An 8,995-nucleotide genomic window follows, 5' to 3' on the forward strand; every position below is an offset into this window, starting at 1 on the left:
CGCCCTCACTGCCCACCTCGCCCTCGCGCCATATCTGTGACACCCGCCCCGCCCAGTGCGGGTGAGCGCGAAGGGCGGGGCGGGTGTCACAGATATGGCGCGAGGGCGAGGTGGGCAGTGAGGGCGGGGCGTCAGGTGATGAGGGTTGAGCGGCAGGCGCGGTGATCTGGATGTGAGGCAGTGATGGTGGGCCGGAGGCGGGGAGTGGCCGCTAGGTCAGCGGGAGCGTGGAGGTCGGGTCGATGCCGCGGGCCTTGGAATTGAGCACACCCGCGATGGCGAGCACTACGAACATGGCGGCGGCGGAGAGGAGTTGGGTGCGGGCGGTGGCATCGGTAAGCATGAGCACCGCGATGGCTGCGAAGAGGGCGAGGGCGAACCAGGTGAGGTAAGGGAAGGCCCACATGCGGATTGGGAGGGGGTGCAGGGCCTCGAGTTGGCGGCGCAGGCGCAGCTGGCTGACTGCGATGAAGACCCACACGATGAGCAGGGAGGCGCCGGCGGCGTTGAGCATGAAGGTGAGCAACCAGCCGGTATCGGCGTAGTTGAGGACGACCATGAGCGCGGACAGTGCGACGGACAGGGCGATGGCGGTGGTGGGCACGCCCTCGGAATTGGTGGCGGCGAAGATGCGCGGGGCCTCGCCGCGGGCGGCGAGCGAGTGCATCATGCGGGAGGAAGCGAAGATTTGCGCGTTAAAGGCGGATAGCAGCGCGAGGACGATGATGACCTCCATGATGCCGGCGGCACCGGGGATGCCGGCGCGGTCGAGGACCATGGTAAAGGGCGATTCGGCGGCGGTGGAGGCGGCGTCCAGGCTGGAATAGGGAAGCAGGAACGTGATGACGAGGACGGAGCCCAAGTAGAACACGGAGATGCGCAGAATGGTGGAGCGCACGGCGTTGACCAGTGACTTTTCGGGGTCCTCGGATTCGGCGGAGGCGATGGCGACGACCTCGATGCCGCCGAAGGCGAAGGCTACGGCGAGCAGGCCGGCGGCGACGCCGCCGAGGCCGTTGGGCATGAAGCCATCGGCAAGGAAGACAGATGTGCCTACGAAGGTGTGGCCTGGTAGGAGGCCGAAGATGAGGAGGACGCCGATGATGAGGAAGGCGATGATGACGACGACCTTGATGAGCGCGAACCAGTACTCGAACTCGCCGAAGGTGCGCACACGCAGCAGGTTGACGAGGCCGAAGACGGCGACGCAGATGGCGGCGGGGATCCAGGGCGGGACGTTGAACCACGAGCCGATGAAGCCCGCGGCGCCGGTGATTTCGGCGCCAAGGACGGCGACGGTGGCGCACCAGTAGATCCACCCTTGGGTAAAGCCCGCCCAGTGGCCGATGCCGTGCTCGGCGTATTCGGAAAAGGAGCCGGAGGCGGGGATGACCGTTCCCATCTCTCCGAGCATTTGCATCACGAGGATGGCGAGGAAGCCGGCGATCGCGTAGGCGATGATCACCGCTGGGCCGGCGGCGGAAATGCCGACGCCCGTGCCAAGGAAGAGACCGGCGCCGATGGTGGAGCCAAGCCCCATCATGGTCAGGTGGCGGACCTTCAGGCCAGAACCAAGGGTAGAAGAGTTATCAGACACTTCTCCATGGTATTTCTCGGACTCAGGGCACGGGAATTGGGGTGGCGTTAGTTCTTGTGGAGGTCCTCGTTCAGCGCGACGGCCTCGGCATTCCACTCCACGGCCTCGACGGCACCGGAGACGGAATTGCGGCGCAGCAGCAGGCCGGAGGCGCCGGAGAGCTGGGAGCCCTTGACGGCCTCGCCATTGCCGACGCCCAGGGCCTCGGCCACCTTGCCAAAGACGGCGACCTTGGTGCCGGCGGTGACGTAGAGGCCGGCTTCGACAACGGCGTCATCGCCAAGCGAAATGCCAATACCCGAGTTGGCGCCGAGCAGGCAGCGCTCGCCGATGGAAATAACTTCCTTGCCGCCGCCGGACAGGGTGCCCATGATGGAGGCACCGCCGCCGATATCGGATCCATCGCCCACGACGACGCCCGCGGAAATGCGACCTTCCACCATGGAAGCGCCCAGGGTGCCGGCGTTGAAGTTGACGAAGCCCTCGTGCATGACCGTGGTGCCCTCTGCGAGGTGGGCACCCAAGCGGACGCGGTCGGCGTCACCGATGCGTACGCCGGAGGGAACAACGTAGTCCACCATGCGGGGGAACTTATCCACGGAGTAGACCACGACGGGGCCGCGGGAGGCGAGGCGGCCGCGCACCATCTGGAAATCGGAGACGGCGCAGGGGCCGTAGTTGGTCCAGACCACGTTATTGAGGTGGCGGAAGATGCCGTCCATGTTGAGGCCGTGCGGCTTTACCTCGCGGTGAGAGAGCAGGTGGAGGCGCAGGTAGGCGTCGTAGGTATCGGTGGGGGCCTCGTCGAGGTCAGCGATGGAGGTTTCCACCGCCACGCGGGCCACGCCGCGCTCCTCATCGGGGCCGACGAGGGCGGAGAACTGCTGCGGAGTCTCCTCCAAACGCGTCGTGCCGGTGGTCTCTACTTGCTTATCGGTATGAACTGCTGGGAACCAAACGTCCAAGACGGTGCCGTCGTGGGTAATGGTTGCCAGGCCACGTGCGGATGCAGAAGTCATGGTGGCTAGCTTAGCAATTACTGCCGTACTTGTTCGCGCTTGCCCGCGGGAACCACGAAGGACAAGGCGACGAGCGCGGCAAAGAGGATGATGACGGCGATGACTTGGTTGCGGGCGGAGGGATCAAAGAGCATGAAGATGGTCAGCGCGGCCAGCGCGGCGGCGGTCGCCCACGGCAACCAGGGGTAGCCGGGCACGCGGATATCCGTGAGCTCGCCGTTCGCTTTCAACTGCGGGTGCAGCTTGAGGAAGGAGGCGACGATAAACGCCCAGATCACCAAGAGGCAGCCGCCGACGGCGTTGAAGAGGAAGGCCAGCAGTCCCGGCGGGTTCCAGAACTGCAGGCCCACCGAGGCGAAGGCGAAGATCATGGACAAGATGACCGCATTGATGGGGGAGCCGGAGTGGTTGGTCTTGAGGAAGAACTTGGGCGCGCAGTGGTCCTTGGCCATGTCAAAGACCAAGCGGGAGGTGGCGTAGATCTGCGCGTTGAAGGCGGATAGGAGGGCCAGCGCGATGATGGCCTCCATGAAGCCTGCGGCGAAAGGAATCTTGGCGGCCTCGAGCACCAAGGTAAACGGCGAGTCGGCGGCGGCATCGGCATCTTGGATCTGGCTAAACGGCAAGGCCATGGTGATGACCACGATGGAGCCGATGTAGAAGATCATGATGCGCACGATGATGGCGCGCACTGCGGTAGCCACGTTGCGGGCGGGGTCCTCGGACTCGGCGGCGGCGATGGTCACCAGCTCGATTCCGCCGAACGCGAAGGCCACGGCGAGCAGGCCCGCGGCGAAGCCCGGCATGCCATTGGGCAGGAAGTTATCGGTGAAGTTGGTCCCGGCCCGGGAGAGATCCATGCCGGGCAGGATGCCGAGTGCCATGAGGATGCCGATGACGAGGAAGGCGAGGATGACGGCGACCTTGATGATGGCAAACCAGAACTCGAATTCACCAAAGCCGCGCACGGCGGCGAAATTCACCACGGCGAAAAAGGCCACCGCGATGAGCGCGGGAATCCACGGGGCGATATCGAACCAGCTGCCGATGATCGCGGCGGCGCCGGTGATTTCGGCGCCCATGACCATGATGAGCATGAACCAGTAGATCCAGCCCATGGTAAAGCGCGCCCAGTGGCCGAAGGCCTGGCCAGCGTAGGTGGAAAAGGAACCGAGCGAGGGGCGGGCCGCGGCGATTTCCCCGAGCATCCACATGATGAGCGCGATGAGGACGCCGGCGACGGCATAAGAGATGAGCACCGAGGTGCCGGAGATTTGGATTCCCAATCCGACGCCCAAGAAGAGACCGGCACCCACCGCGGAGCCAAGGCCCATCATGGTGAGGTGTCGCGATTTCAATTGTGTGGCTTCGGCCATAATTACCACCTTGTGAGAGGTTATTTTTTACAGTGAAGTGAACATTACACAATGCAACGGACCCAGCGGGGCGCTACCATGGCGGCTTGTGACTTTAGATCTATATGCCGACCCCATTGAAGTGACCAAGGCGCTCGTCGATATCCCGAGCCTCTCCCACCACGAGGAGGCCATCGCGGATGCGGTGGAAGAAGCCCTGCGTGGTCTAGACGTGGAGGTCGCCCGCTTTGGCAATACCGTGTGTGCGCGCACGAACCGCGGGATGGATTCCCGCGTGGTTCTTGCAGGCCACATCGATACCGTTCCATTGGCAGATAACGTACCGCATCACATGGACACCGCCGAAGATGGCGCCGAGATCATGTTCGGCTGCGGCACCGTGGACATGAAATCCGGCATGGCGGTATACCTCAACGCCTTTGCTCACCTGCATGAATCGGAAGAACTCCAGCATGATTTGACCGTCATTGCTTATGAGGGCGAAGAGGTATCCACTGAATTTAATGGGCTGGGCCACTTGCAAAAGGACCACCCCGAGTGGTTGCAGGGCGATTTCGCGCTCCTGGGCGAGCCCTCCGGCGCCATGGTCGAGGCCGGCTGTCAGGGCACGATTCGCCTGCGCGTGACGGCACATGGCACCCGCGCGCACTCGGCCCGCGCGTGGCTCGGCTCCAACGCCGCGCACAAGCTCGCCCCCGTCATGACGCGCATTGCGGACTACGAGCCGCGCGAGGTCACCATCGATGGCTGCACCTACCACGAGGGCCTGAACATCGTCCACCTCGAGGCCGGCGTGGCCACCAATACCCTGCCGGACGAGGGCTGGATGTTCGTCAACTTCCGCTTCGCCCCGGACCGCAGCACGGAGGAGGCGTTGGAGTACATGAAGGGGGTCATCGGCAAGCATGAGGACGTCACCATCGAGATCGACGACATTGCTGGCGCCGCCCTGCCTGGCCTGGGGCAGCCTGCGGCGCGTGCGCTTGTCGATGCCGTCGGTGGCAACGTCCGCGCCAAGTTCGGCTGGACCGATGTCTCGCGCTTTGCTGAGATGGGCATTCCGGCCGTGAATTTTGGCCCCGGCGATCCGGGCTTTGCGCATAAGAAGGACGAGCAGGTGCCCACGGCGCAAATCACCGAAGTTTCTACCGCTCTGCTTAATTACTTGAAGGGATAAAAATGACCCCTGACCACATGCGTACCCTGCGCGGCCCGCTCTTGCTGCGCAGCGAAGGAGAACAAGGCTCCACCTTTGACCAGCGCCTGCTGGAATCCGGCGCGGACCACGAATGGCAGCATGCCGATCCGTGGCGCGTGCTGCGCATCCAAGGCGAATTCGTCGCCGGCTTCGATGCGCTTGCCAAGCTGCCCAAGGCAGTGACGGTCTTTGGCTCCGCGCGCACCAAGCCTGAGGATGCGAGCTATCAGATGGCCGAAGAACTCGGCCGCAAGCTCGCCGAGTGCGCCTACGCCGTCATCACCGGCGGCGGCCCCGGCATCATGGAGGCCGCGAATAAGGGCGCGCACGAGGGCGATGGCCTCTCGGTGGGACTCGGCATCGAATTGCCGCACGAGCAGGGCCTCAACGAGTACGTGGACTTGGGCCTGAACTTCCGCTACTTCTTTGCCCGCAAGACCATGTTCTTGAAGTACTCCCAGGCCTTCGTCTGCCTGCCCGGCGGCATGGGCACCATGGATGAGTTCTTCGAGGTTCTCTGCATGGTTCAGACCGGTAAGGTCACCAACTATCCCATCGTGCTCATGGGCACCGATTATTGGTCTGGTCTGCTGGAGTGGATGAAAAATACCCTCGCCGCCGGCGGGTACATCAACGAAGATGACCAAGAGCTTTTCCTGCTTACCGATGACCCCGATGAGGCCGTCGCCCACATCATCGAGCGCCACAAGGTAATGAGCGATAAGCGCATTAGGGAGCCGCGTTGAGCCTCGCGCGCGTGATGGCGATAGTCAATCGCACCCCGGATTCCTTTTATGACAAGGGGGCCACCTTTGACATGGACCCCGCCCTCAAGCGCTGCGATGAGGCCATTGCGGCGGGAGCCTCCATCATCGATATCGGCGGGGTCAAGGCCGGACCGGGCGAGGAGGTGGATAGCGCGGAGGAAATCGACCGCGTCGTGCCCACCATCGTCCGCGTGCACGAGCGGCACCCAGAGGTACTTATTTCCGTAGATACCTGGCGCGGTGAGGTGGCCGAGGCCGCCATCGCCGCCGGGGCAGGGCTGGTCAATGACACGTGGGCCGGCTGGGATCCGGAGCTTATCGAGGTCGCCGGCCACCACCGCGTAGGCTACGTGTGCTCGCATACCGGCGGGATTACCCCGCGTACCCGCCCGCACCGCGTGCACTTTGATGACGTCGTTGCCGATGTCATTGCAGAAACCACCGCCCTGGCAGAAAAGGCCGCGGGGCTCGGCTGCCCTGAAGATCTCACCTTCATCGATCCCACGCACGACTTTGGTAAAAACACCTATCACGGACTTGAACTCCTGCGGCGTATCGACGAGATCGTCGACACCGGCTGGCCCGTGCTCATGGCGCTATCCAATAAGGACTTCGTGGGTGAGACCCTCGCGCGCGGGGTAGGAGACCGCGTCGCCGGAACGCTCGCCGCCACAGCCTGGGCCACAGCGCACGGGGTGGCCGCCTTCCGCGTCCACGAGGTCGCCGAGACCGTTGACGTCATCCGCATGACCGCCGCCATCCAGGGCACGGCCGCACCCCTTGACACCACACGCGGGCTCGCATGAGCGTTTCCGTCATCATCCCAGCACTCAACGAGGCTTCCACCGTGGCCGGCGTTATCCGCGCCTGCCTTGCCGATGACCCCCTCGAAGTGCTCGTCATCGATGCCGACTCCACCGACGAGACTGCCGCAGTCGCGCGCGCCGCTGGCGCCGATGTGCGCAACTGGCGCGATATCTTGCCCGAGCCACCGCGCCCCGGCAAGGGCGAGTCTCTGTGGCGCGGGGTCGCCGCCGCGCGCGGTGACGTCGTCGTCTTCATCGACGCCGACCTAGAATCCGCCGCGCCCGGCATGGTCAGAGCACTCGCGGCGCCCTTTGAGGATCCCGGCGTGAATATGGTCAAGGCCCGCTATCGGCGCAGCCTCAACGGCCAACCCACCGGCGGCGGGCGCGTGACCGAATTGACCGCAAAGCCACTCATCCGGCAGTTCTTCCCAGAGCTAGCCCACATTGACCAGCCCCTAGGCGGCGAATACGCTCTTCGCCGCTCGGCCGCGCTAGAGGTGCCCTTCGTGGAAGGCTATGGGGTCGAAGCGGGGCTGCTGGTGGACATCGGCAAGCGCGGCGGGCTGACAGAAGTCGACCTAGGCACCCGAGTCCACCGCAACCGGCCGCTTCATGAGCTGGCGCCAATGGCGGATATCGTGGCGCGTACGCTGCTCTCGCGCGCCGGGGTGAGTGCGCCGATTGCTCAGCGCCCGCCACTGCTAGGTAGGATTTAAGCCATGCTGTCCTGGATTGTGCTCATCGTGGTGCTCATTGCGTTCATTGTGATCGGAACGTGGGTGTGGGGTTCGTTTTTTGGGCCCGGGACCGTGATGGACCCACCCGATGAGCCGCAGAAGGTGCTGGAAAATAACCGCGCCGCCGCAGCTCAGGGCCGTTTTGATGACGTGCAATTCGAGGTCGTCCCGCGCGGATACCGCCAGGATCAGGTTGATGATCTGCTCGCGCAGCTGGAGCAGGAATTGGAGGCAGCGCGGAAAAGCGGGCAAAAAGAGACTAGGCTGGAAAGAAACGAAGATAGTTAAGGAGCCCTACTATGGCAGCAATGAAGCCACGTACCACTGGCGGAGAAATGGAAGCGGTTGTGGAATCCCGCAAGATCGTCATGCGCATCCCATCCGACGGCGGCGGGCGCATCGTTATCGAGCTGAACAAAGAAGAGGCCGCGGAGCTCGGTTCTTTGTTGACCGAGGTTTCTAGCTAGTCTGGATACATGCTTTCTCATATCGTCGACATTCTGGCCGATCCATCCGACGGCACGGCGCTTTCCGGCGCCGATGATTTTTCCCGCCTCGTTTCGGAATCCGGCCATTCCTTTGATGTGGCCAAGCAAGGGTATGTGACCTTAGCGGCCGGTGCCGGCCTCAAGCACAAGGGCGATGACATGGATATGGTCAACGCCCGCGAAGCGTACCTAGCCACCGGCCATTTCGCGCCCTTCGTCGAGTCTGTGACCGGAGCGGTACAAGACGCGCTCGATGCCAGCTCGCTGTCTGCCTCTACGCCCGCCTCGCTTCTCGAGGTCGGCGCCGGAACCGGCTACTATCTGGCCCACACGCTTGACTCCATCGACGGGGCGCGCGGCGTCGGCCTCGATATTTCCCCGCACGCGGCCAAGCACCTGGCCAAGTGCCACCCGCGCGTGGGCGCCGTGGTTGCCGATGTCTGGCAGCAACTTCCCATCCGCGATGAATCCATCGACGCCATTTCCGTGGTCTTCGCCCCGCGCAACCCGTCCGAATTCCAGCGCGTCCTCGCACCCGGTGGGCAGGTTATCGTCCTGACCCCGGGCGCCGGGCACCTCGATGAGCTGCGCGAACCCCTCGGCATCCTCGGCGTGGAAGAAGGCAAGGTCGAGCGCATGTATGAGCAGGCGGAAGGCTACCTCGAGCAAGCGGCCGACCCGGTAGATATTTCCTTCCCCATCCAGTTGGATAAAGCTGCCATCGCCGCGCAGGTAGGAATGAGCCCGTCCGCTCGCCACATCAGCGCCGACGAGCTTGCCGAGCGCATGGCCGCCCTTCCACCCACGCTGACGGTCACCGCCCGCGCCCGGCTGGACCGCCTCCGCGCGGTCTAATAACCGCAGGTTCGCCTCGCGGTACCCCGCCTCCGGCGTACATACCGCCCTTCGCGCTCACCAGCAGCGCGTGGGGGTTAAACGACAAAACGTGTTGTTTTTCGGCGTGTCGAGTTAAACGACATTTTGTGTTGGTGGGGGTAGGGGTT

General features: G+C 63.9%; 10 protein-coding genes. 7 read left to right on the top strand and 3 right to left on the bottom strand.

The features are described 5' to 3' along the window. Positions 1–211: 211 nt before the first annotated feature. From ABRP87_RS10845 to ABRP87_RS10855, 3 genes are all read right to left on the bottom strand, one after another. Positions 212–1,543, bottom strand: coding sequence for an amino acid permease (locus ABRP87_RS10845; RefSeq protein WP_349868790.1), 1,332 nt, complete (start codon positions 1,541–1,543; stop codon positions 212–214). 101 nt (positions 1,544–1,644) lie between these two features. Beyond that, a complete protein-coding gene (gene dapD / locus ABRP87_RS10850; protein ID WP_005280105.1) occupies positions 1,645–2,616 on the bottom strand; it encodes a 2,3,4,5-tetrahydropyridine-2,6-dicarboxylate N-succinyltransferase in 972 nt (323 codons plus the stop codon). A gap of 17 nt (positions 2,617–2,633) precedes the next feature. Further along, positions 2,634–3,992: an amino acid permease gene (locus ABRP87_RS10855; protein WP_349868780.1), complete on the bottom strand. Its 1,359-nt coding sequence runs from the start codon at positions 3,990–3,992 to the stop codon at positions 2,634–2,636. An 88-nt stretch (positions 3,993–4,080) separates the two neighbouring features. On the opposite strand from ABRP87_RS10855, the gene dapE reads away from it, so the two are divergent. The 7 genes from dapE to ABRP87_RS10890 are packed head-to-tail and all read left to right on the top strand — an operon-like array spanning position 4,081 to position 8,846. Further along, positions 4,081–5,169 carry a succinyl-diaminopimelate desuccinylase gene (gene dapE / locus ABRP87_RS10860; protein ID WP_349868782.1) on the top strand — a complete coding sequence of 363 codons (1,089 nt, stop codon included), beginning with the start codon at positions 4,081–4,083 and terminating at the stop codon, positions 5,167–5,169. 2 nt (positions 5,170–5,171) lie between these two features. Beyond that, a complete protein-coding gene (locus ABRP87_RS10865; RefSeq protein ID WP_239267886.1) occupies positions 5,172–5,936 on the top strand; it encodes an LOG family protein in 765 nt (254 codons plus the stop codon). Between the two features lie 14 nt (positions 5,937–5,950). After that, on the top strand, positions 5,951–6,763 hold the full coding sequence (folP, locus tag ABRP87_RS10870; protein ID WP_349868792.1) for a dihydropteroate synthase: 813 nt from the start codon (positions 5,951–5,953) through the stop codon (positions 6,761–6,763). Then, complete coding sequence (locus tag ABRP87_RS10875) at positions 6,760–7,482, top strand: glucosyl-3-phosphoglycerate synthase (protein WP_349868784.1); 723 nt, start codon at positions 6,760–6,762, stop codon at positions 7,480–7,482. The genes folP and ABRP87_RS10875 overlap by 4 nt, the downstream gene beginning before the upstream one ends. 3 nt (positions 7,483–7,485) lie before the next feature. Beyond that, complete coding sequence (locus ABRP87_RS10880) at positions 7,486–7,791, top strand: DivIVA domain-containing protein (RefSeq protein WP_349868786.1); 306 nt, start codon at positions 7,486–7,488, stop codon at positions 7,789–7,791. Positions 7,792–7,802: 11 nt separating this feature from the next. Further along, entirely contained in the window at positions 7,803–7,970 is a 168-nt protein-coding gene (locus ABRP87_RS10885; RefSeq protein WP_005280113.1) for a DUF3117 domain-containing protein, read from the top strand. Positions 7,971–7,979: 9 nt separating this feature from the next. Then, a complete protein-coding gene (locus tag ABRP87_RS10890) occupies positions 7,980–8,846 on the top strand; it encodes a methyltransferase domain-containing protein (RefSeq protein WP_349868788.1) in 867 nt (288 codons plus the stop codon). Positions 8,847–8,995 lie beyond the last annotated feature (149 nt).

This window comes from Corynebacterium sp. KPL2830 (genome assembly GCF_040225635.1).
GTDB lineage: Bacteria > Actinomycetota > Actinomycetes > Mycobacteriales > Mycobacteriaceae > Corynebacterium.

Excerpts from the sequence above, each read along its gene's own strand:
- ABRP87_RS10880 (WP_349868786.1), top strand. The coding sequence starts at position 7,486 with ATGCTGTCCTGGATTGTGCTCATCGTGGTGCTCATTGCGTTCATTGTG.
- folP (WP_349868792.1), top strand. The coding sequence starts at position 5,951 with ATGGCGATAGTCAATCGCACCCCGGATTCCTTTTATGACAAGGGGGCC.
- dapD (WP_005280105.1), bottom strand. The coding sequence starts at position 2,616 with ATGACTTCTGCATCCGCACGTGGCCTGGCAACCATTACCCACGACGGC.
- ABRP87_RS10865 (WP_239267886.1), top strand. The coding sequence starts at position 5,172 with ATGACCCCTGACCACATGCGTACCCTGCGCGGCCCGCTCTTGCTGCGC.
- ABRP87_RS10845 (WP_349868790.1), bottom strand. The coding sequence starts at position 1,543 with ATGATGGGGCTTGGCTCCACCATCGGCGCCGGTCTCTTCCTTGGCACG.
- ABRP87_RS10875 (WP_349868784.1), top strand. The coding sequence starts at position 6,760 with ATGAGCGTTTCCGTCATCATCCCAGCACTCAACGAGGCTTCCACCGTG.
- ABRP87_RS10885 (WP_005280113.1), top strand. The coding sequence starts at position 7,803 with ATGGCAGCAATGAAGCCACGTACCACTGGCGGAGAAATGGAAGCGGTT.
- ABRP87_RS10855 (WP_349868780.1), bottom strand. The coding sequence starts at position 3,992 with ATGGCCGAAGCCACACAATTGAAATCGCGACACCTCACCATGATGGGC.
- ABRP87_RS10890 (WP_349868788.1), top strand. The coding sequence starts at position 7,980 with ATGCTTTCTCATATCGTCGACATTCTGGCCGATCCATCCGACGGCACG.